At 67.1% G+C, this 22,254-nt stretch carries 16 protein-coding genes; 9 read left to right on the top strand and 7 right to left on the bottom strand.

Translation table 11 applies throughout. From position 1 onward, the window contains the following. Nucleotides 1-2: 2 nt before the first annotated feature. Nucleotides 3-230 (top strand): acyl carrier protein, encoded by a 228-nt coding sequence (locus ACIBK2_RS12780; protein WP_396966603.1) that lies wholly within the window; start codon nt 3-5, stop codon nt 228-230. On the opposite strand, the gene ACIBK2_RS12785 is transcribed toward ACIBK2_RS12780, so the two are convergent. From ACIBK2_RS12785 to ACIBK2_RS12815, 7 genes are read right to left on the bottom strand one after another with little or no spacing between them, the layout of a single operon-like run. Beyond that, complete coding sequence (locus ACIBK2_RS12785) at nt 227-1,018, bottom strand: SDR family NAD(P)-dependent oxidoreductase (protein WP_396966605.1); 792 nt, start codon at nt 1,016-1,018, stop codon at nt 227-229. The genes ACIBK2_RS12780 and ACIBK2_RS12785 overlap by 4 nt on opposite strands. A gap of 9 nt (nt 1,019-1,027) precedes the next feature. Further along, nucleotides 1,028-2,428: an aldehyde dehydrogenase family protein gene (locus tag ACIBK2_RS12790; protein ID WP_396966607.1), complete on the bottom strand. Its 1,401-nt coding sequence runs from the start codon at nt 2,426-2,428 to the stop codon at nt 1,028-1,030. Further along, nucleotides 2,418-3,581 (bottom strand): phosphonopyruvate decarboxylase, encoded by a 1,164-nt coding sequence (gene aepY, locus ACIBK2_RS12795; protein ID WP_396966609.1) that lies wholly within the window; start codon nt 3,579-3,581, stop codon nt 2,418-2,420. Before aepY ends, ACIBK2_RS12790 begins: the two co-directional genes overlap by 11 nt. Beyond that, nucleotides 3,578-4,504 (bottom strand): isocitrate lyase/phosphoenolpyruvate mutase family protein, encoded by a 927-nt coding sequence (locus tag ACIBK2_RS12800; protein WP_396966611.1) that lies wholly within the window; start codon nt 4,502-4,504, stop codon nt 3,578-3,580. Before ACIBK2_RS12800 ends, aepY begins: the two co-directional genes overlap by 4 nt. A 17-nt stretch (nt 4,505-4,521) precedes the next feature. Continuing rightward, on the bottom strand, nt 4,522-5,532 hold the full coding sequence (locus ACIBK2_RS12805) for a C-terminal binding protein (RefSeq protein ID WP_396966613.1): 1,011 nt from the start codon (nt 5,530-5,532) through the stop codon (nt 4,522-4,524). A 30-nt stretch (nt 5,533-5,562) separates the two neighbouring features. Then, nucleotides 5,563-6,879 (bottom strand): helix-turn-helix domain-containing protein, encoded by a 1,317-nt coding sequence (locus ACIBK2_RS12810; RefSeq protein ID WP_396966615.1) that lies wholly within the window; start codon nt 6,877-6,879, stop codon nt 5,563-5,565. After that, entirely contained in the window at nt 6,869-8,065 is a 1,197-nt protein-coding gene (locus ACIBK2_RS12815; protein WP_396966617.1) for an iron-containing alcohol dehydrogenase, read from the bottom strand. The genes ACIBK2_RS12810 and ACIBK2_RS12815 overlap by 11 nt, the downstream gene beginning before the upstream one ends. A 265-nt stretch (nt 8,066-8,330) precedes the next feature. Here ACIBK2_RS12815 and ACIBK2_RS12820 point away from each other — a divergent pair, with 265 nt between their 5' ends. The 8 genes from ACIBK2_RS12820 (at nt 8,331) to ACIBK2_RS12855 (ending at nt 21,981) form a co-directional block, all read left to right on the top strand. Beyond that, nucleotides 8,331-9,125, top strand: a complete 795-nt coding sequence (locus ACIBK2_RS12820) for a class I SAM-dependent methyltransferase (protein ID WP_396966619.1) — start codon at nt 8,331-8,333, stop codon at nt 9,123-9,125. A 57-nt stretch (nt 9,126-9,182) separates the two neighbouring features. After that, nucleotides 9,183-10,385 carry a M20 family metallopeptidase gene (locus tag ACIBK2_RS12825; RefSeq protein ID WP_396966621.1) on the top strand — a complete coding sequence of 401 codons (1,203 nt, stop codon included), beginning with the start codon at nt 9,183-9,185 and terminating at the stop codon, nt 10,383-10,385. Next, nucleotides 10,382-11,776, top strand: coding sequence for a condensation domain-containing protein (locus tag ACIBK2_RS12830; protein ID WP_396966623.1), 1,395 nt, complete (start codon nt 10,382-10,384; stop codon nt 11,774-11,776). Before ACIBK2_RS12825 ends, ACIBK2_RS12830 begins: the two co-directional genes overlap by 4 nt. Further along, the gene (locus ACIBK2_RS12835) at nt 11,776-12,849 is read left to right on the top strand and encodes an SDR family oxidoreductase (protein WP_396966625.1); all 1,074 of its coding nucleotides are present in this window, start codon (nt 11,776-11,778) and stop codon (nt 12,847-12,849) included. The genes ACIBK2_RS12830 and ACIBK2_RS12835 overlap by 1 nt, the downstream gene beginning before the upstream one ends. A 151-nt stretch (nt 12,850-13,000) precedes the next feature. After that, a complete protein-coding gene (locus ACIBK2_RS12840; RefSeq protein ID WP_396966627.1) occupies nt 13,001-16,159 on the top strand; it encodes a hypothetical protein in 3,159 nt (1,052 codons plus the stop codon). 207 nt (nt 16,160-16,366) lie between these two features. Further along, nucleotides 16,367-18,592, top strand: a complete 2,226-nt coding sequence (locus tag ACIBK2_RS12845) for a SulP family inorganic anion transporter (RefSeq protein ID WP_396966629.1) — start codon at nt 16,367-16,369, stop codon at nt 18,590-18,592. Nucleotides 18,593-18,837: 245 nt separating this feature from the next. Further along, the gene (locus tag ACIBK2_RS12850) at nt 18,838-21,090 is read left to right on the top strand and encodes a SulP family inorganic anion transporter (protein WP_396966631.1); all 2,253 of its coding nucleotides are present in this window, start codon (nt 18,838-18,840) and stop codon (nt 21,088-21,090) included. Between the two features lie 273 nt (nt 21,091-21,363). Further along, nucleotides 21,364-21,981, top strand: a complete 618-nt coding sequence (locus tag ACIBK2_RS12855; protein ID WP_396966633.1) for a (2Fe-2S)-binding protein — start codon at nt 21,364-21,366, stop codon at nt 21,979-21,981. Nucleotides 21,982-22,254 lie beyond the last annotated feature (273 nt).

A 22,254-nucleotide genomic window follows, 5' to 3' on the forward strand; every position in this document is an offset into this window, starting at 1 on the left:
GCATGCAGGACCGAATATGGATCGTCGTCGGCCGCGTCTGCGGCACCGGCTACACCGAACCGACCGCTAACTTCTACGAACTCGGCGGCGACTCACTACTCGCCGGTGAGCTGATGTCCGCGCTGCGTGCGGAATTCGCCACCGAGCTCCCGATGAACCTCTTGTTCGAGGCATCCGACATGGGCACCTTCGTCAAAGACGCGGTGCTGCTTGTCGATTCGCTGGCTTAGCGCGGCGGCTCGTAGCGGCCGTCGATGGCGGTCCAGCCGCCGTCGACGTACAGCATCGTCCCGGTGACGAAGCTGGACGCGTCCGCCGCCAAAAAGGCGACCGCCCCGGCGATTTCGCTCGGCTGCGCCCACCGGCCGAGCGCACTCTTCGACGCGTACGCCTCCTGCCACTCCGGCACCGAGAAGATCGGGTCGGTCAGCGGGGTGCGCACCACCCCGGGCGCGACCGCGTTCACCCGAACTCCGGCCGGACCGAACTCCGCGGCCGCCCCGCGAATCAGCTGGAGCAGCGCCGCTTTCGTCGCCGCGTACACGGCCTGCCCGGGTTCCACGGTGATCGCCCGGATAGATGACATACCGATGATCGACCCGCCCCCGCGCGCGACCATGCCCCTACCGAACGCCCGAAGAATGTGGAAGGCGCCGCGCAGGTTCAGGTCGACGACGGAGTCGAACTCCTCCACCGCGTAATCGAGCAGCCGCTTGCGGACGTTGCGCCCGGTGGTGAAGACGAGCACGTCCAACTCCGGCAGCGTTGCGGCGGCCGCTTCGACGGCCTCCGCATCCCGCACATCCAACTGGATGGCGGTGGCAAGGCCGCCCAGCTTCGCGGTCTCCTCGGCCCGCTCGAGGTCGATATCGGCACACACTACTTCCGCGCCGAGCGCCCCGAGCGCGAGCGCCGATTCGCGGCCGATGCCGCTGCCCGCGCCGATCACGAGGGCCCGTTTCCCTTCGAGCCGAAACAGCGTTTGATAGTTGGGATTGGCTTCCGGTTCCGCGGTCATCGGTTCGTCCTAACCTTGTTGTAGTGGGTAGGGGAGCGTGACGGTCTTGATGGTGCTCATCTCCCGGATCGAATAGGGGATGCCCTCGCGGCCGATACCGCTGGACTTTACGCCGCCGAACGGGATGTGCGGCGAATCGAAATGCGGTCCCGCATTGAGGTTTACGGCACCGACCCGGAGCGCCTCGGCGATCTTGGTGAACTGGCCGACGTCGGCGGTGATCACGCCGGCCTGCAACCCGTACCGCGTCCCGTTGGCGACCCGGATCGCTTCCGCCGTGTCGGCCACCCGGATGACCGGTGCCACCGGACCGAAGGTCTCCTCGACCACCAACTCGGCGTCGGCGGGCACCTGATCGAGCACGGCGGGCGTGATGAGCGAACCGCGCCGATCCCCGCCGTACAGCAGTTTCGCGTTCGCGGCGACCGCGTCGGCGATCCGTCGCTCGACGGTCAACGCCGCGTCCTCGCTGATGAGCGGCCCGACATCGGTCGCCGGATCGAGCGGGTCGCCCGCCCGCTTGCGCCGAGCCTCTTCGACCAGCCCGGCAACGAGATCGTCGGCCACGTCGCCCACGACGATCACCCGCTTGATCCCGCGACAGGACTGTCCGGCCGTGGCGAAGGCACCTTGGCCCGCCAACTGCACCGCGAGCCCGAGATCGGCGTCGGGCAGCACGATCAGCGGATCGTTGCCACCCAGTTCCAGCAGGACCTTCTTGCCCGCGGCGGCCCTCGACACCGTCAACCCCGTGCTCACCGAACCGGTGAAGGTGACCATGTCGACATCCGGGTGACTGGCGAGCGCCGAACCGATGACACCGGGCTCACCCGTTGTGACAACCAGGTTTTCGGGTGGGAACCCGGCCTCGAGCAGGATCTCGGCGAAGGCCAGCGCGGTAAGTGGTGTCTTCTCTGAGGGTTTCAGCACGACAGCGCAGCCTGCGGCCACAGCCGGTGCCACCTTCACGACGACCTGATTGAGCGGCCGGTTGAACGGCGTGATCGCCGCGACGATCCCGATCGGCTCGAAGAGGGTGAGCGCCAACCGATCCTGGCCAGGCACCGGGATGCTCTCGCCACGCAGCCGCTCGGTCTCGGTCGCGGCGACGACAAGATTGGCCGCGGCCCGCTCAGTCTCCTTGCGCGTCTCGGCAATACACACGCCGGATTCGCGAGAGATCAGTTCGGCCAGCTCATCGGATCGCGCTCGGATCAGATCGGCTGTCGCACTGAGGATCGCAGCCCGACGGTCCGCTCGCAGTGGTCGCCAGGCGGCGCGCAGGTTCCTTACCGCCTCGTCCATCTGGGTAACGGTGTCGCGCGCGACCACCCCGACGCTCTCCCCGGTCCAGGGGTTACGCACGGTGAGCTGATCGAATACGGGCTGTAATGCGCCGTCACGAAACATGATTCACGTCCTCGAGGTTCGTGTTCACGAAATCCCGGAACCGCCTCGCCACCTCCGCCGGGCCAACCGAGGGTCGGCCCAGCTTGGCGATCGATCCCGGTCGGATCATCAGATAGATGAACGTCGGCCCGCGCTCGATCTGCGCGGCTTTGACGGCGTCGGCGAATTCGGCAAGGTCGGCACAGTCGTACACGCGGGCATATCCGCAGTCCCGTGCCAAGGCGGGGAAGTCGACCTGACCGGCCAGGCTCAGCTGACCACCTGTGGAGTCGTGAACTCTGTTGTCCAGCAATACATGTACCAGGTTGGGGCCACCGTGCGCACCGACGGTTGCCAGCGTGCCCAGCCGCATGAGTGCCGCACCGTCTCCATCGATCACGATCACGGGTCGGGGAGTGTGCCGCGCAACGCCGAGCCCAACCGCACTCGCCGATCCCATGGCACCTACCAGATAGAAATGCTGCGGCCGGTCGGCCAGTACATACAGCTCACGACTGGTTTTACCGGTGGTGGACACCACGGCAGCCGAATCGACAAGCGATCCGAGCAGGCACTCCAGCGCAGCCATCCGGGCAGGCGCATCCCGGTCCTTGCGCGAAGGGCTGACCGTCGCAACCACAGGAGCATGCAGCGGCGGCTCCTCCAGCTGCTCTGAGTTCAGCACACCATCGCGCAGTATGAACGCGAAAGGCTGTTGCTCCCGGTCCATTTCGGCCCAACCGGCATCCAGACACGCACCGAGTTCAGCGGCCTCATCCGGTACCACCGCATGACCGACCCGCAGGAGATCCAACAACCCGGGCATGATCGTCCCCATCAGCTCGTGCTGCGGCTCGTCCGGGTGTCCCGGCTCCCCGCGCCAACTGACGATCAACGGAACCGGAATGCGCCCAGGGTAATTGAGCGACGTCAACGGATTGACCATGTTGCCGAGCCCCGAATTCTGCGCGATGACACACGCGGTGGCCCCGGCCAGCCAGCAGCCCGCGGCGATCGCCACCGCCTCACCCTCCTGCGTCACCGGCAGGTACCGCGCGGCAGACCCGGACGCCACCCGGTTGATCAGCGGGGTCAGATACGAGCACGGCACGCCGACAACATCGACCACACCCCGCCCGACGAGCCCGCCGAGCAGTTCGTCGGCGTCGATCACGAATCCACCCACTTCTTCGCCAACGCCGTGTAGTGCGCCTCATCGACCTCCAGGTCCTGATAACCCATGAGCGCGAACACTTCCGCCAGCGAGGCGATACCCGGCTCCACCGCGGCGGCCCCGTCGACGAGCAGCGCCCGGCACACTTCCCGCATCGCCGCCACTGCCGCCCGCATGGCCTGGTTGGCCCAGATCACCGCGCCGATGCCCAGTTCGGCGAACGTCTCCCTGGGGACGGTGTGATAGGTGGTCGGCGCGATCACCAACGGCAGCCGAGCATCCCATTCCCTGGTGAATTCGGCGATCTCGTCGATGGTTCGTTGCCGCGAGTGGATGAAGATGGCGTCGGCACCTGCTTGCCGATATGCCTCCGCACGCCGCAGCGCCTCGGCCAATCCCGCTCCCGCGATCAGTGCTTCGGTCCGCGCGACGAGCACGAACTCGGCGTCCACCTTGTCCCGGCAGGCCGCGATCTTGGTGCACATCTCACCGATCGGCGCCAGCGGATGGCTGTCGCCGAAGTAGGAGTTCATCTTGGGAAAGACCTTGTCCTCCATGCAGATCCCCGCCGCGCCGATCTGCTGGGCCCGCGCGGCGACCCGCCGCGCGGTGTTGAAATTGCCGTACCCGGTGTCGGCATCGACGAGCACCGGCACCCCGCCGCCCTCGACCACCCGCGCGGCGAGATCGAGCAGTTCGCCCCAGGACACCTCGTCGCTGTCCCGGGCGCCTAGCGTGGTCGACATGCACAAGCCGGACGCCCATATCCCGGTGAACCCGGCCTCTGCCGCGATGCGGGCGCTGAGGCCGTCGTGCGCCCCCATGAGGTAGCACGGCTCGGGTTCGGCAAGAAGCTTGCGCAACCGCAGACCGGCCGCGAACTCCGCCGGTGATCCTGTCTGAACAGGGAAGTTCTCTATCACGCGCACTGCCTCTCGGATCAGGTCACTCTGCCTTCGGCGGGCGGTGGCCCGCCGGCCAGAACGTTGGCAACTCCCTCGGCGATCCGGCGTCGGCAACTGCGCTCGGATTCCACCGAGAGAAACGCGCGGTGTGATGACACCACCACGTCGTCCCGGGTCAGCAGCTTGCGGGCGGTCGGATCGTCGTTGGGATCCTCGGGCGTGAAGACGTCCGAGGCGAAACCGCCGAGCCGACCCGAGTCGAGTGCCGCGAGCACGGCGGCCGGGTCGACCAGCCGACCTCTGGCGGTGTTGACGAGGAAGGCGCCGGGCCGGACGTCGGCCAGTGCCGTGGCATCGATGAGCCGGTCGGTCTCCTCGGTCAGGGCCGCGTGTATCACGACAGCGTCTGCGGCGGAGAACAATTCGGCCAGATCGGTGGCGGCGGTGACGCCGTATCCAGCCATCAGATCGGCCGACACGTAGGGGTCGTAGGCGATGATCTTCGTGTAGAACGCCTGCAGTTTTCGAGCGGTCGCGCGGCCGATGCGGCCGAACCCGATGATGCCTGCGGTGCGCGTCCCCACCCGCCGCGGCACGCCGCCCGCGTGGATGTTCCACTGGCCGGACTTGACCAGGCGGTCCTGCGTGCAGACGCTGCGTTCCAGCGCGAGCAGCAGGGCGAGGGTGTGGGTGCTGACCTCGTCGACGCAGTAGTCGGGCACGTTGAACGACACGATGCCGGTACCGGCCAGCAGCGGGGCGTTCAGGTTGTCGATGCCGACTCCGCTGCGCGCGATGACCCGACAGGTCGGCCCGACCGCTTCCAGGAGCTCCGGGGTGACCTGGCAGCGGTAGATCACCAGGGCGTCGGCACCACGCACGTGATCGTGAAAGTCCCGGCCAGCCACCAGATATCGACCGTCGAACAGCCCTAAGCGCAGGTCGATCTCGCTGCCGAAGACCGCTCGTTCGATATCGGCCCGTGTGAGATCCGGCCGACCCGAATCATCAAGGGCCCAGGCAGGATCGGTATAGACGACGCGCAATCTTTGCTCCCCTGGTGACGCGAACTGGATCTAAGAGTCGTAACCCCAGCCGCGGTTGTCCCGGCGGCCGCGCCGCAAAGTGGACACCGCGGCATAGGTATTGGTCAGCTCGTACAGGTCGAGGTAACCGAGATGTCGTCCGGAACCCAGCTTGATCAGCGCACCGTCGCCGGACCATCGATGGGACACGAAGGGGGCCACCCAGGCCGACGCGTCGACCTCCAGCTCGGCGTGTTCTTCGCGCCCGTCGGCACCGGTCCAGTGCAGCGTCGGCGATCCGGCGGTCACGAGGTAATGCGACTCGGCTGGCTCGGACAGGCCCGTGCCGCTGTCACCGGCAACGCGTAGGAAGAGTCCGGTGAGGTCGGGCAAGTGCGGGGCGGAAGCCATCGAAGTGACCTGATAGCCCTGGAAGTTTCGTGTCTCCGCGCGACACTCTTCGATGTCCTTGAACGTCTTGCCTACCGCATCGTGCCTGCTCGCGGGTCGGATCAGCAGCCGGTAGTCGAACCCGAGCGTTGTCCCGAGCGCACGCAACAACCCGGCTGCGCCCTCGTCGAGCGCCGCGACCAGATCGGTTTCGCGCACCCCCAGCTTTGTCGCGGCCGACTCTATGGTGTGCCCGCGACGAGCAAGCAGCAGGGTGGCCACCTTGTGCGGTGTCAGGGTTTCGTCCAGCCAGCCGAGCATGGTCTTCGCGGCCGGATCGGACCAGTCGTTGACGTCCTCCATGAGCCCGGCCAGCGCGGATTGGCCTGTGTAGGAAACGATTCGGGCCGGGACGTCGGAGGCCAGCGAGTAGCTGTGTGGACAGTAGGACGGCTCCACGTAGGAGTCGCCGACGATCCACTCGTCGGACTCGGCGTTGGCATGGATCACCTGCCAGGTCGCCTCGGTCAGCTCCTCGCCCCATCGCCCGTGAATATCGCCGGGACCGAGATTGATGGTGATCGCGGGTTCCAGATGCCCATTGTTCAGGGCGGGCACGCGATCGGCGGGGCACAGAATGTCGAGAATGACCGGCGCGACCGCGCCTTGGGGCGCCGCCATTGTGTAGTAGTTGTAGAAATGAATGCCGTCGCGCTGAATGGCCCGCCGGGTGTCGCGCAGTTCCCGCGCGGTGCAGACCAGCACGGTCAGCTCGGATCGGCCGCTGGCGATCAGCTGTTCGGGCGTGATCTGCAGGGCGCGCGCCAGCGCGTCGGCGATCTCGTCGGGCCACTCGTCGGTGTCGGCCAGCAACTTCTCCAGTTGCGTGTGGTCGATGCCGACGGTTTCGGCTACCTGTCCGGTGGTCACCTTCCTGGTGTTGAGCCAGTGCATGACCTTGTAATTGTCAACGCGCATAATCCCTCTCCGCGGTCCCGGCCAACAGGCGCGTCAGGGCCGCCACATCCACGCGGCGGGGGTTGTTGCCCGCGCGATCGTAAGCGAGTGCTTCGGTGGCGATCCGGGTTGCGTCGTGGCGAATGTCGGGGGCCGGTGGCAGCGCGGGTGAGCGTGCCAGTTCGTCGATCTTGCGGGCCAGCGCCTCGACGCTGTCCGTGCCCGCCGCCTGCACCACTCGCGTGATGGCGCCGCGCACGCGTGGGGCGCCGCGCGGGTCGGTGCAGTCGTCGTCGACGAGTGCGTTGTATCGCAGCACCGAACCCAGCGTGAGTCCGCACGCGTGGCCGTGGCTGAGCCCGTGGCGCAGGGTCAACGAGTACGACATCGCATGGCACACAGTGGTTCCCGCGATGGCGATCGCGCGTCCGGCGAGATGTCCGGCGAGCAGCGCGGCATGGCGTTCCGTCGAGCCCAGGTCGTCGTGCGGCCGGTCGAGCAGTTCGGCCGACAGGGCCCACGCGGTGGCGCCCAGCCATTCGGATTGTTCGTCGGCGCGGATCGACCACGCGCCCTCCAGGCCCTGCGCGAGGGTGTCCAGCAGGCAGCTGACGAAATGTGCTTCGGGAAGGCCGATCAGGAGATCCGGGTCGAGCACGGCCGTCAGCGGCAGCAGGGCGGACCCGCGGAGGGAGAGCTTGCGGCCCTCATCCCGGTGCCAGATGGTGGCGAACGGTGTCGCCTCGGCTCCGGTTCCCGGAGTCGTCGGTAGCGCGATGACCGGTGGAACGCCCTCGGCGTGCGCCTCTTCCGCGCAGGCCCGCACCACCGACTCGGGGGTGGGATCACGCGTGATCGACAGCGCCGCAGCGGCTTTGCCCGCATCCATCACGCTGCCACCGCCCACCGTGACGACCACGTCGGCGCGATGTGCCCGCACCTGGCGAGCCAGTTCCGCCACGGATTCCGGTGTCGGCAAACCCGATTGGATGACCAGACGCAGCGGAAACGCCCGCAGTGCCGCCAGCAGCGGTTCGGACCAGCTGCGGACCGCGAAACCGCTACCCGCGATGACGATTACGCGCGGGGTCGTCGTCCCCGCCGCGGCGGTCACCACTTCGGTGGCGACCTCGGCGGCCTGCACCCCGACCATCGTGCGAGGCGAGTCCAGCAGCACGGTGCTGCGCCGAACATCGGCGGCATCCATCGACCACCTGCCTCCATCGAGATCCCAGTGACTACCGCATGGCACCTCGATACGGACGCCGGCAGCACGTCGGGCAACCTTCCGCCGGCCGGCGTACCGGCCCACGAAACAGGCCGTCCCGATGATCTCCCCCCGGAGCTCGGACGCGGTGTTTTGCGTGAATACACGGTACCGTAGGCCCGGTGAATATCGGCGAATATCAGAGTTCGTCGTCTCCCCGGACCCCGGGATCACAGCAACACGCACGGCGCCGAAGGTGTGACAGATGACTGATGGCTACCGCGCGCAGGTGTCCCGAAACCAGTTGAGGTTCGGGACGATTGCGCAGTCATATGCGAGCGGACAGGCGCGGCGCCTCGACGGGGAACTGCTGGCCGAGATGCTCCGCCCGCTGGCTTTCGAGCGGGTCCTCGATGTGGCCACCGGAACCGGTGCCGCGGCCGCCGTAGCGGCGAAAGTCGGTGTGCGCGCGACGATCGTCGGCGTCGACTCGTCGGTCGAGATGCTGCGGCAGGCGCGCGCCGATGACAGTGGGAGCCAGGCGAATCTGGTCGTCGCCCTCATCGAGGAACTGCCTTTCCCGGACGGCACATTCGATCTCGTGATGTGCACGCGGGCACTGCACCACGTCGAACGACCCGACATCGTCGTCGCCGAAATGGCGCGGGTGGTGCGACCGGGCGGCCAGGTCATCGTCGCGGACAATGTGACCGGGCTTTCCGGTGCGGCGCACGACCGGTTCGAGGAGATCCAGCGGGTCCGAGACCCGGGGCACGCCACGACGCTCTCCGAGAGCCAGATCATCGAACTGTTGCGCGCCGACGCCTTGGACGTGGTCGAAGGCCACCGCACCACCAGTTTCCGGCCGCTGGACGAATGGCTCGACGACGGCGGCGCCGGGGCGGCCGAAGCGGTCGAGATCCGGCGACAGTTGTTGGCACTCGGGCAGATTGACGACGGCGACACCTTCGGGACGAGCGTCGTCACGGCGGACGGCGAGGTCCGCGGACTCCGCCAGGCCATGTCGTGGATCAGGGCGGAACGAAGCGGCGCGATATAGCACGGGACACCAGCGGGCGTCGTAGCATGGACAGACTTGACGCCTGGGGGTCACACAGTGGACATCTCTTCGCTGGATGCCGGAATAGACGAGCGGGAACTCATCGAGTTCACCCAGCAGCTCGTGCGGACCCACACGCTGCACGAGGAGGGCAGAGGCGAGCGCGCCGTCGCGGCCTTCCTGCTCGACAAGATCAGCGACTGGGGCTGGAACGCCGAGCTTTTCGACGCCGGTGGCCGCCCGAATATCGTGGTGACCCTGACCGGCGGCGGTGGGGACGGCCCGACGCTGGCCTTCGAGGGGCATATGGACGTGGTGGCCGAGGGCGAGCTCGACCAGTGGACCGTCGACCCCTACGGCGGTGAGATCCGCGACGGGAAGCTCTACGGGCGAGGTTCCGCCGACATGAAGTCGGGTGTCGCGGCAATGCTGTACGGGACAAGGGCATTGCAGCTGGCCGGTCCGTTCCCCGGTCGAGTTCGGCTGTTCCTGTTGGCCGACGAAGAGGGGATGATGACGGGGGCCAAGACCGCGGTGGCCAACGGATTCGTCCGGGACGTCGACGGCGTGATCTGCTGCGAGCCCGAAGGCGACGAGGTGTGCCCGATCTCGAAGGGCGCGATCCGGCTCCGCGTGGATTTCACGGGCGTGATGAGTCACGGCGCGATGCCGTGGCAGGGCCGGAACACGTTGCCCGCCTTGGCCCGGGTGCTGCTCGGCCTGGAGGCGCTCGAAAGCACGTTGATCCAGGAAGTGGGCAACCGACCGCCGCTCGGCGCTCCCTCCATCACGCCCACGGTGGTGCGGGCGGGGACCGCGGACCAGATGAACACGATCACCGGGACGAGCGCGCTCTACCTGGATGTGCGCACCGTGCCCGGCGTGGACCATGAGACGTTGCTGAAGCGGATCGGCGAGTGCGTCGATACCGCGGCGCGCGATTGCGAGATCGGCTCGGCGGTCACGGTGATCGATGATCGCCCGTGGGTCGAAACAGGCTCGGACACACCGCTTGTCACCGCTCTGCTCCGAGCGCATGAGGTCGTCAACGGTGTCCGGCCCAGCCTGGGCGGCGTGCCCGGTACCACCGACGGCACCATCCTGACGCATTTCGGCGGAGTCCCGAGTGTGGTGTACGGGCCAGGCGGAAAGTGGATCGCGCACATGGCCGACGAGTGGGTGGCGGTGCGCGACTTGAAGCGGTACGCGTTGACGTATGCCGTTGCGGCACATGACTTCCTGCATCAAGGTTCGCGATGACGAGCCTGCCCGGGGAGACCGGACTGCCCTTGACGCCTGGTCAGCATCTGCTGGATTTCCTGGAATCGATTCGGCCCGGTGGCGCGGCGGAGGCGTTCAATATCTCGTTCCGCCTGACGATCGACGGGCCGCTCGATCGGAATCGGCTGTTCGACGCCATCACCCAGTGCGTCGAGCGACATGAGGCGCTGCGCACCGCGATAGTCCGCGGCCGGGGTATGGCCGAGCAGGTCATCGGTTCCGCCGTCGAACCCGAGCTGACCGTGACAGCTACCTCCGCACGGACCTGGGACGAGCCTGAAATCGAAAGGGTGCTGGTCGAATACAACAACGCCCCCTTCGACCTCGCGCATCCGCCGTTGCTGCGGGTGCTGCTGCTGGAGAACGCAGCGGCGGAGCGGCGGCTGCTCCAGGTGACGGTGCACCACAGCGTGTCCGACGCCTGGTCGCTGGAGGTGCTGAAACGCGATATCGGGCGGTTCTACCGCGCGGCCGCCGGGCTGGAACCGAAACCCGCGCCGCCCGAGGTGAACTATCGGCAGATCGTCGTCGACGAGCTGGCCGCACTGGAAACCCCCGAGGCGGATGCGGCCCGCGCGTTTTGGCCGGAATACGTTGGCTCCCTGGAGATATTGCAGATATCCGGAGCAGTCGAGGCGCAGGATCATCAGGCGATCACGTCCCGTGGCGATCGTGGCTTGACGCCACCGGAAATCGCCGCGGTACGCGCGCTGTCCGGCAAGCTTCGGGTGACGCCGTTCATGGTGATCGCCGCGGCCTACGGGCTCACCCTGGGCCACCTCGGTAGCTGCGATGCGTATTTGATGCCCACCTTCAGCCACGGCAGGCGGGATCCGCGGTTCCACCAGTCGGTGGCGATGCTTTTCAATCCGTTCATGCTCGAGTTCCGGTGGTCGCCGGAGATGGCGTTCGCCGAACTCGTCGCGTCGTTCAAGCAGAGCTGCTTGAAGGCCTACCAATTCCAGTGGTATCCCTTCATCGAGGTGCTCGAGGTCTGTCCGGAACTGTCCGTCGCGATGATCGATCCGAACAGCGCGCTTTTTCCGGTGCAGATGCTGAATGTCCCGAAGACCGAGGTCGGTGCGGCACTGTTCGGACCCGATTGCGTGGCAGCGGATTACGCGCTGCACCGGACGTCGGTGGGGAATGTGCTCCCGATCGACGGCCTGCTCACGATCAAGGCAACCCAGGAGGCGATGGCGATGACTTTCAATGCGGCACAGCGGTTATGGAACGACGAACTGGCCGCCGCCATGTGCGCGACGATCATCGACTTATGCCTCGAGGCCGCGCAGGATCCCGGTATTCCCCTTCGGCAGCTGACCGGCACCATTGACCGCCGCTTCGACAGCAACGTGTGGAGCCTCTGATGGGCTCGCGAGTGGCCGTCGTCGACGGCGCGAACGGATACGTCGCCAGTAACACGATCTGCGAGATGCTCAAACGCGGTATCCGGGTGAAAGCCCTTGCCAGAGGGGCGCGGACCCGAGTTCCCGAGGCGCTCGACTCGGCCACTGTCAACGAGGGGGAGACGCCACCCGACCTCACGAATCTCGAGACCTACGACTGCGAACTGACCCAGGAGTATCTGGGCATCGATGACTTCGAAGCAGCCACGATCTTCTCGGAGCCCTGCGATTTCTGGCATTTCGCCGCCGCGGTCGATCTCTCGCCGAACCGGCCTGCCCTACTCCAGGACGTGAATACCAAAGGAACCGAGCGGGCACTGCGGCTGTTCGTCAAACACTCCCGGCCGGGCTCCCGATTCTTTCTGATCAGCACCGCCTACGTCGGCGGCGTCTCGGATAGACCCACCGAGGAGAACTGGCTGCCGCTTACCGGCGACACCCAGTTCCGGACGGTATACGAGGCAACCAAACGCGGCGGAGAATTGGTCTTTCGCGATTTCGTGCAGGAGTACGGCGTCACCGGTGCGGTATTCCGGCTCGGGCAGGTCGTCGGCTCATCCAAAACCGCCCACACCACCTCGGATTTCGGCATCTACAACTTCATGTCGAACATGCGACGGGTAGCCCGACGCTTCCCCGGTGGAGATGCCGCAGTCCAAATCGGCGACGACGCGACACTCAACCTCGTCCCGATCGACACAACCGTGGAATGGCTGCTAGCCCTGTCCGAGGTCGACGACCTACCGCGAATCGTCAACCTGACCGACCGCATCGGCGTCCCGGCGGCGGAAACGATCGAAATGATCGGCACCGGCCTCGGCATGAGGCTGCGCCCCATTTCCCCACAGAATTGGGACGACGGCACCCTCACGGTCCTCGATAGAGCGGTCGCCACCCGCATGGCATACACCGGAAAATATCTGCTCGAACGCATCGAGTTCGACCGCCGCAACCTGGAATCGGCCATTCAGGTCCCAGACGCGGTCTGCGATCTCGGCCTCGTCGAACGGCTGATCACCTGGTACCTGAAGTAAGCGGGTTGTCGGACGATTCGCGGTTCGTGCATACTGTGCCCATGACAAGTGGAAAGGGCGTCCCGCGCCCGGGCTGTTGAGCCCCTCGCCGGTCCTCGAACCGGCCTCCGTTGTATTGAATCATGTTGAGTCCCTGCCGTATTCGCAGCGCATGCGTGCGCTGGCGCAGCACGCTCGAGCACACGCGGAACATCGCGGCTTCGCCGCATTCCTCACCGAAATGGCCGGTCAAGGTCACTATGGGCGTCGCATCGCGCTGCATCTGGCGATGGCGGCGCGCGACCTGACCTACATCACCCAGGTCCTCGCCGGGCCCGATCCCGAACTGCGCCGAGCGGCATTGCGTGCCGTGCGCACCTTGCCCGTCTCCGATGAAGCAATCCCGCCCGCACTACACGAGGCGTCGACCGAACTGCGGATCGCGGTGTACCGCAGCATCGTTCATGCCCGCCGGACCGAACTCGCCGACACGCTGCTGGTCGAGGTCAACGAGCGCTGGGGTGCGAAGGAAGCAGGCCTGCTGCTCGCGGCGTGCTCGCCGTCGATCGTCGCCGAGTGGCTGCCGTCGCTCGCCCACGCCGTCACCGCGTGGAAAACCTTGACTCGGCGGTACCCGAAACTCGTATTGCGTTGCCTCGACGACGAATTTGCGACGACGCGGCGACTCGCCCTGCGGCGGGCGGTCGCGCTGCGAGAAGCCGCGCGGGTAGAACCCGCGCTCGTCCTCGATCTGCTCGAACGGCACGACCTCGGGAGCTGGGCCGAATACCTGCCCGGTAACGTCCTCGGCCCGCTGTTCCGCGCCGACCTGCACCGCACCGCGCGCCTGCTGCCCAAGCAACGGTGGATGTCGTACGAGTCGAAATCCGCACTGCTCAAACGCTGCGCGGAGTTCTCCGACGACGAACTGCTGACGTTGGTCTCGACCCGCAGCCAGGCGGACGTGCTTCGGGCGCTGCCGATACCGCGGCGCGGCGCGATCTACGCCCGGATGGAACACGGTGAGATCGCCGCACTGCATCTGCTGCGCTTGCTCCCGAATGCGCTGGCGGTCAGCGAGGCCAGGCGGCTGCGCGAATGGCATTCCTCGGTCTGGCATTCGTCGCGAGCGCACCTGGACGACCCGAAGATCATCCTGCGGATCACCGCGTTCCTCCCGTTCGCGGAGGCCGAACCCGAACTGCGGGCCGCGGCTTTCACCGGCGATCCGCGCCGCCGCGACATCGCGCGCACGCTCCTGCTCGGTGCCGCGCAGCGCAGCGGCGACCGGGCAAAGGCCGCGGCGGTGCTCGGCGAACTCGTCGACCGAATTCGCAACGAGCGCGACCCTTCTCGCGCCGCCCTCCTGGAAGGCCTTGCCGGACTACGCCTCGACCCGCGCTGGGCCGAGCACCTCGACCGGCTGGCCGATGCCGCCATCCATGCCCGCGACACCTCGGAACGCACGCGGGAGGCCGTGCGCAAGCTGGCCGACCGCGCCTTGAATTCCGAACCAGCGCTTGCTAGTTGGGCGCTGCGAAGCTATGCCCGGCTGATCGACCGCTTCGGCGCCGACGCGCTGACCCGCCCCGGCCCCGGCGCGGTCGACCGCCGGCATCGCCGACTATCGGCTCGAATATCGAGCCGACCCACGCTCGGCCGGGTGCTGCGCCGAGGTCAGGAACACGAACTGCTCGCCTTGCTGGCGCGTCCCCGGGATCACGAACTGACGGTCGCCCTGGCCCGGTCCCTCGGCACCCGGTTGCGCGCGCTGCCAGAACTACGGCGAGACCTGCGGCAGGCCGTGTTGGACGGTCCCGACGAGGTGGCAGGCGAGGCCGCCGAGCTGATGCTGCGCCGCATTCAGGACAAGGACACTCAGGTCGCGGCCTTGCTGGCCGACGATCCCCGCGCGATTCGTTTCGCGCCGGTCTGGCACAACGTCGCCACCCGGCGCACCGATCTGCTCCCCGCCGATCCGCGAGAAGTACTGGTGCAGCACGATATTGAGCCGGGTATGCCCGGACGATGGACAGATCGTCAGCGCGACACCATCGGCGCGACACTGGCGGCGATCGTCGACGACCGGGATGCCCTGGTCGAGGATCGTGTCCGCGCGTTGCGTGGCCTGGGCCGGATTCCCGTGCACGCCAAGTTGATCGAACACGCGCTCGGTGGTGAACCGGTGATCGCCGAAGCGGCGATCGAGGCGTGCGGCGGGTACCCGGAAGCCTTGCCGCAGCTGCTATTGCGGATTCCTGGCCCGGTTGCCCTCGCCGCCGCGGCGAAACTGTGCCGGGTCAGGACGCCATCGCGGCTGCGTGATGCCTTGGCGCAGGCGCTTTTCGAGGGCAGGGTCGGCGCAAGGAAGCTGGCCGCCCGCCAGCTGGTCGCCCAGCGCGTGCCCGGTGCGACCGACCTGCTGCTGCGCGCCTGGGCCGAGCCGGAACTCCATCCGGATGTGCGCATCGCGGTGGCCGTCGCGCTGCAGCGGCTGCCCGAGGACGAACGCGCTCGCTCGGCGCTCGCCGAGGTGCCGGGTCGATACGCGTCGGAGTTGATGATCAGGACCCTGCTGCAGGCGATACCCGAGGCGTACGCACCCGATCACCGTGTGGCCCTTGCTGATCTGGTGCGTGGCCTGATGGCGGCGGCGGAGGGGCCAGGCGTTCAGTTCCGTGCCGCGAAGGCGTTCGCGATCTGGGTGCCCTGGTATCGGGGTGGCACCGACGCGATCATCGAGGGGGCCGTCACCGGCGACGACATCGATATGACGGTGTTCCTGTCGCTGGTCCGCAGCGGGGTTATCCGCGAGGAGGTGCTGACGGTACTGCGCCGCCTGCTCGCCGCGGAAAACCATGCCAGAGTGCGGGAGGTGGCCAAGACGCTCAACGCCACCGTCCGCGACGAGGAATGGAAGCAGGACCGGGCACGGGCGGCCGCCGAGTTGCTGTTGGAGCATCCGCTGCACCTGCTCGAGGCAGCGAGCATGCTGATCTACCTGCTGCCGCTTTACGTACCGTCGACCGACGACGTCGCCGCGCAGGCCTGGGTGCGTGAGCTCAGCTTCCTCGCCGATCGGCTGACCCCGGTACTGGCGACCAGGATCATCTCGACCCACACCATGCATTTCGGCTGGAACAGATCGAGCGAGCTGATGCTGCCCGCGGTCAATGCGCTGATCGCGCGGGGTGACCTGACCGCAGGCGTGTTGGCACTCGGTCTCCTCAACGGCAGCTCCCGCTCGCCCGAGCGAACGGAGGCGATCGAGCAACTGCGGTCCTCGCCGCATCTCGATCTACGCAGACTGGCCTGGGAGATCGAGCAGTGATCTGGATCACAATTCGGTGACGATGGGGCCGATTCCACCTGAAAGCTTTCCAAACGCTTTGCGAAGTCTTTACTATTAGTCAGACCTTCGCGTCAACCGGGTCGCCGCTCTCGAGCGGCTGAGTCACGCCCGCCGCTCGCTTTCGATGCCAGTACATGTTCCACCGATGAACCGGGACGGTCCACGTCCGCCCGGCGAAGGAGAAATATGTCCACCGACACCGATTCCGCACCCCGGACGTCGTCGCGCAAGCCCGCCTTCAGTCTGGCCGCCATCGGCCGCCACGACCTACCCGCCTCCATCGTGGTTTTCCTTGTCGCGCTACCGCTTTCCCTCGGCGTCGCGGTCGCCTCCGGCGCACCCGTCGCCGCGGGCTTGATCGCGGCGGTGGTCGGCGGGGTGGTCGCGGGGCTGGTCGGTGGTTCGGCGGTGCAGGTGACCGGGCCGACCGCCAGCCTCACCGTGATCGTCGCCGCGAGCGTGCACCAATTCGGCTGGGCCGCGACGTGTTTCATCACCGTCGGGGCGGGGGCATTGCAGATCCTGTTCGGGCTGAGCCGGATCGCGCGCGGCGCGTTGGCGATCGCGCCGGTGGTGGTGCATGCGATGCTGGCCGGCATCGGTGTGATCATCGCGCTGCAGCAGGTGCATGTGCTGCTCGGCGGCACGTCGCTGAGCTCGTCGTTCGACAGTCTCGTTCAGCTGCCGCATCAGCTGATGTCGGTGCATCGCGGCGACCTGCTGATCGGTGTGGTGGTGATCGTCATCCTGATCGCCTGGAAGTTCGTGCCGCGCCAGATTCGGGTGGTGCCAGGGCCTTTGGTCGCCGTGGTGATCGCGACGCTGCTGTCGCTGGTGCTGCCGACCCACGTCGAACGGCTGGTGCTGAACGGCTCGCTGTTCGACTCGATCGGCCTGCCGTCGATGCCCTCGGGCAGCTGGACCGCGATCGCGATCACCGTGGTGACCGTCGCGCTCATCGGCAGCGTGGAGACGCTGCTTTCGGCCGTCGCGGTGGACAAGATGCGCCCGGGCACCTCGACCGATCTCGATCGTGAGCTGATCGGGCAGGGCTCGGCCAACATGGTGTCCGGCCTGCTCGGCGGGCTGCCGGTGGCGGCGGTGATCGTGCGCAGCATCACCAACGCGCAGGCGGGCGCGCAGTCCAGGGCGGCGACGGTGCTGCACGGCGTCTGGGTGTTGCTGTTCGCGGTGGCGCTGGCCGGGTTGGTGCAGCAGATCCCGAAGGCGGCGCTGGCGGGACTGCTCATTCTGATCGGCGTGCAACTGGTGAAGTTGGCGCACATCCGCCTCGCTCGGCGGACCGGAAATCTCTACGTGTACATCGCGACGGTACTGAGCGTGGTGTTCCTGAACCTGTTGGTGGGCATGGTGATCGGGCTCGCGCTGTCGTTCGCGCTGCTGCTGTGGCGGGTGGTCCGGGTGACCATCATCGCCGAACCGGTGGCGAGCGCGCGGCGCTGGGTGGTCACCATCGACGGCACCTGCACCTTCCTCGCGCTGCCGAAGCTGTCCGCGGAACTCGCCAAAGTGCCTGCGGGCGTGGAGGTCACGGTGGAGATGACGGTCGACTTCCTCGATCACGCCTCCTCCGAGCGGATCACCGAATGGGCCACGCATCACGAATCCGACGGCGGCACGGTCGAATTCGTGGAGATGGGCAGTGCTCGCATGGCGGGTGCGATGGCGGGCCCACCCGAACGCGGGAACTCCAGGCAGGTCATCGATCAAGCGATCAGCCCGTGGCGGCGCACCGGTATCCGCGAGGATCCGATCGTGGCAGGGATCGCCGCCTATCACCGCGGCCACGCGCATCTGATGCGCCCGCACCTGGACGGCCTGCGGCACCGACCCGACGCCGATTCGTTCTTCCTCACCTGCGCCGACGCCCGCATCGTCCCGAACGTCATCACCAACAGCGGCCCCGGCGACCTGTTCACCGTCCGCAATGTCGGCAATCTGGTTCCCACCGCGGGCAGTGACGTCTCGGTCGAGGCCGCGCTGATCTACGCGCTGGAGAAGCTTGACGTGCGCGCGGTCGTCGTGTGCGGCCATTCCGGCTGCGGTGCGATGGAGGCGCTGTATCGCGAGGTCCAGACCGGCTCGGGCCTTGGCGACTGGCTGGCCCACGCCCGCCCCAGCCTCGACCGTTTCCGCCTCGGGCACCCGGTCGCCGAGGCCGCCGCGCTGGCGGGATTCGGCGAGGTGGACCAGCTGGGCATGGTGAATGTGGCGCTGCAATTGGAGACGCTGCACGCGCACCCGGCCGTCCGGCAGGGGATCGAGGAGCGCGGCGTCGCGGTGTCGGGGCTGTTCTTCGATATCGCCACCGCACGGGTCATCGAGGTGACCGTGGACGGAATCGCGGAATTCGACGATGAGGGCCGCCGTGTTGCCGCGGAGCCGGTTTAACCGCCGCGACGGTCCGGGCGCCCGCTGAGGGCGGGCCCTAGCGCGGTGTTAACGCGCAATTAGCATCGTTCTCAGGCTTTGCTAAGTCTTTACTCATAGCCTTGCTTCGGTTTACAAACTCGACCCACTGGTGCGTCGAGTACTGCTTCACCGCGAGATGCCGGTTCGCGGTCGTGTGCCCTGCTGGACATGTTGATCGTCAACCGACCTCGGCCCTCGTGCCGAGTTCGGCGAAGGAGATAGTCATGGCTGTCGAGAACGATTTGGCCCCACCGATAACACCCCCTGTCCCGGCGGACTCGGGTCGCGGTTCCAGACCCCTGTCCGATCGTCTGCAATCGATCCTCCGCCACGATGTGCCCGCTTCCATCGTGGTCTTTCTAGTCGCGTTGCCGCTGTCCCTCGGTATCGCCGTCGCCTCCGGCGCGCCCGTCGCCGCCGGTCTCATCGCCGCCGTGGTGGGTGGCATCGTCGCCGGTCTGTTAGGCGGCTCCATTCTTCAGGTGAGTGGCCCCGCCGCGGGACTCACCGTCGTCGTTGCCGAGTCCATCAACCAATTCGGTTGGAAAACAACCTGTTTCATCGCCGCCGCGGCCGGTGTGCTACAGATCCTGTTCGGGCTGAGCCGGATTGCGCGAGCCGCGCTGGCCGTCGCGCCGGTGGTCGTGCACGCGATGCTTGCCGGTATCGGCATCACTATTGCACTGCAACAGATTCACGTGCTGCTCGGCGGTTCGTCGCACAGCTCGGCGTGGAAGAACCTCACCCAGCTACCCGACCAGCTGATGTCGCTGCACGGCGGCGACGCGTTCATCGGCGCGGTGGTGATCGCCATCATGTTGGGCTGGAAGTACGTGCCCGCCAGGCTGCGCGTGATCCCCGGCCCGCTGGTCGCGGTGTTCGCGGGCACCGTGCTGGCCATGGTGCTGCCCACCGGTGCCGAGCGAATCGTGTTGAACGGCTCGCTGTTCGACGCGATCGGCCTGCCGGAGCTGCCGAGCGGTGACTGGTCGGCGGTGGTCCTGATGATCATCACCATCGCGTTGATCGCCAGCGTGGAAAGCCTGCTCTCCGCGGTGGCGGTGGACAAGATGCACTCGGGTCAGCGCACCAATTTCGATCGCGAGCTGATCGGTCAGGGTTCGGCCAACGTGCTGTCCGGCCTGATCGGTGGCCTGCCGGTCACCGGTGTGATCGTGCGCAGCGCCACCAACGTGCAGGCGGGCGCGCGCAGTCGCGCGTCGGCGGTGCTGCACGGCGTCTGGATCCTGGTGTTCTCGGTGGCGTTGGCCGCTGTGGTGCAACAGATTCCGAAGGCGGCCCTAGCAGGTCTGCTGATCGTCATCGGCATGCAGCTGGTGAAGCTCGCGCACATCCGGCTGGCTCGGCGCACCGGTGATCTGCTCGTCTATGCCGTCACCGTGGTGTCGGTGGTGTTCCTGAATCTGCTGGAAGGCGTGCTGATCGGTCTGGCGCTGGCCTTCGGCCTGCTGCTGTGGCGGGTGGTGCGAGTTGCCATCAGCGCCAGGCAGATTCCCGGTTCGCAGCGGTGGATGATCACCATCGACGGCTCCTGCACGTTCCTCGCGTTGCCGAAGCTCTCGACGGAATTCGCGAAGGTGCCCACGGACGCCGACGTCACCGTCGAGATGACCGTCGACTTCCTCGACCACGCCGCCTTCGAAGCCATCGAAGACTGGGTGCGGCAGCAGGAAAGCAACGGCGGCAGCGTCGATTTCGTGGAAATCGGCAGCGCCAGAATGGCGTTCGCGACGGCAGGCCCGCCGTCGCGCAGCTTCGGGCGGGCGGTGTGGACCGACATCCTCGGACCGTGGCGGCGCGACGAACACGCCGACCCGATCGCGGCAGGCGTGGCCGCCTACCACCGCAGTCACGCGCACGTGGTGCGGCCGCACCTGGACGAGCTGCGCGACAGTCAGGATCCGGATTCGTTCTTCCTCACCTGTGCGGACTCGCGAATCGTGCCGAACATGATCACCAACAGCGGGCCGGGTGATCTGTTCACCGTGCGCAATGTGGGCAACCTGGTGCCCGCCGTCGGGGATCCGTCGGTGGACGCGGCGCTCGTGTTCGCCTTGGAAGAGCTGAACGTCCGATCCATCGTGGTCTGCGGTCACTCGTCCTGCGGGGCGATGAAGGCCTTGCACTCGGGCGCGCAGGCCGGTCCGGAGATCGACAAGTGGCTCGCGCACGCCCGCCCGAGCCTGGACCGGGTCCGACGCGGACACCCGGTGGCGATCGCCGCCGCCCGGGCCGGATTCGGCGAGGTCGACCAGCTGAGCATGGTGAACGTGGCCGTACAGCTGGAAAACCTGCAGCGGCACCCCGCGGTGCGGGCGGCCGTCGCCGAGCGCGGTGTGACGGTGTCGGGGCTGTTCTTCGATATCGCCAGCGCGCGCGTCATCGAGGTCACCGAGGACGGCCTCGCGCACATCGAGGACGAGGCGGGGCATCGGGTCACACCCGAGCTGGTCTGATGTACGACCGTAGCGCCCGCCCGAACCGTTTTCGGGTGGGCGCTACGTCTGCGACCTGGGCAGGACCGGTCGGTCTCGTACGCTGGACCAGGTGACGGCCGAGCTGGAAACAAGATCGCCCCAAGCGGGCTGGCGCGCCTTCCGGGCCCGCATTGCCGCGCGACCTACGCTGAACCTCGCCTATCGGGGTCGCAATGGTCGGCAGCCGGGCACGTTCGGGATGGTCGGCAGCTGGATCGGAGTCGAGTGGCAATGGTTACGCAGTCCCCTGAAATGGTGAACACGGTTCCCGGGCGCACGTTGACGCAGCCGGAATGGCTGGCGGCACGGATCGCCGAGATGGGGCATTCGTGGGGGACCACGTCACCGCGTATCGCGGGCACGTTGTGGTGGTGCATGGTCGCCTCCGCGCTGGTCGAGCAGATCGCGCGGGCGTATGCGCACGATGAGCGGGCCGTTGAACCGGTGCTCGACCACTTCGACTGCGAGGTCCGTCCCGACGGTGGCGTGGAACGCATTCACGTGCTGGCCGAGCCCGATGAGGCTACTGAGCCGGGTGCGGCATTGCGGGAAACCCTTGCGGCCGTGATCGGTCCGGTCGCCGAGGTCTCCGGCGCCGGCGTGCCATCGCTGTGGGCGATCGTCGCCGACGCCGTCGGTAACCGAGCCCTCGATGCGGGGTCCCCAGAGGCGGGCACGCAACTGGCGACGCAGATCGGCGGCAAGCTCCCGATACCCCGCTTCGTCGAGATCGGCGGCCGCACGTTCGTCAAACGGATCTCCTGCTGCCTGGTCTACGAGGTGCCCAGCTGCGAGATGTGCACGAGCTGCCCGAAACGCCCAGCCGCCGAACGCGAAGAAATGCTGGGAAAGCTGGCAGCGGACAACTGACCAACGACCGTATCTTTCGCAACGCAACAACTGATTTCGCAAGAACATGGGTAACTCACCGGGCACCGGCTGACTTACCCACCCTCCCACCGCCAGTCGCCAACGTCACTCCGCACGCACCCGAGTCTGGCCTAAATACTCGGGGAGGCGGGTAAGCGCGTGCACGTTGGTTGGTCCGTGCCGATAGCATGGTCGCGCCGGGGCACTTGCTTGTCCTGGCCATGATCCGCGGGGTTGTCCCCGCACCCGAGAAACTCCAAGGAGAGCACAGCC

Origin of the sequence: Nocardia sp. NPDC050175, from assembly GCF_044459885.1 — a bacterium.
Lineage (GTDB): Bacteria > Actinomycetota > Actinomycetes > Mycobacteriales > Mycobacteriaceae > Nocardia.

Coding starts and splice junctions, on each gene's coding strand:
- ACIBK2_RS12780 (WP_396966603.1), top strand. CDS start 3: ATGCAGGACCGAATATGGATCGTCGTCGGCCGCGTCTGCGGCACCGGC.
- ACIBK2_RS12785 (WP_396966605.1), bottom strand. CDS start 1,018: ATGACCGCGGAACCGGAAGCCAATCCCAACTATCAAACGCTGTTTCGG.
- ACIBK2_RS12790 (WP_396966607.1), bottom strand. CDS start 2,428: ATGTTTCGTGACGGCGCATTACAGCCCGTATTCGATCAGCTCACCGTG.
- ACIBK2_RS12810 (WP_396966615.1), bottom strand. CDS start 6,879: ATGCGCGTTGACAATTACAAGGTCATGCACTGGCTCAACACCAGGAAG.
- ACIBK2_RS12815 (WP_396966617.1), bottom strand. CDS start 8,065: ATGGATGCCGCCGATGTTCGGCGCAGCACCGTGCTGCTGGACTCGCCT.
- ACIBK2_RS12820 (WP_396966619.1), top strand. CDS start 8,331: ATGACTGATGGCTACCGCGCGCAGGTGTCCCGAAACCAGTTGAGGTTC.
- ACIBK2_RS12830 (WP_396966623.1), top strand. CDS start 10,382: ATGACGAGCCTGCCCGGGGAGACCGGACTGCCCTTGACGCCTGGTCAG.
- ACIBK2_RS12835 (WP_396966625.1), top strand. CDS start 11,776: ATGGGCTCGCGAGTGGCCGTCGTCGACGGCGCGAACGGATACGTCGCC.
- ACIBK2_RS12840 (WP_396966627.1), top strand. CDS start 13,001: ATGCGTGCGCTGGCGCAGCACGCTCGAGCACACGCGGAACATCGCGGC.
- ACIBK2_RS12845 (WP_396966629.1), top strand. CDS start 16,367: ATGTCCACCGACACCGATTCCGCACCCCGGACGTCGTCGCGCAAGCCC.
- ACIBK2_RS12850 (WP_396966631.1), top strand. CDS start 18,838: ATGGCTGTCGAGAACGATTTGGCCCCACCGATAACACCCCCTGTCCCG.
- ACIBK2_RS12855 (WP_396966633.1), top strand. CDS start 21,364: ATGGTGAACACGGTTCCCGGGCGCACGTTGACGCAGCCGGAATGGCTG.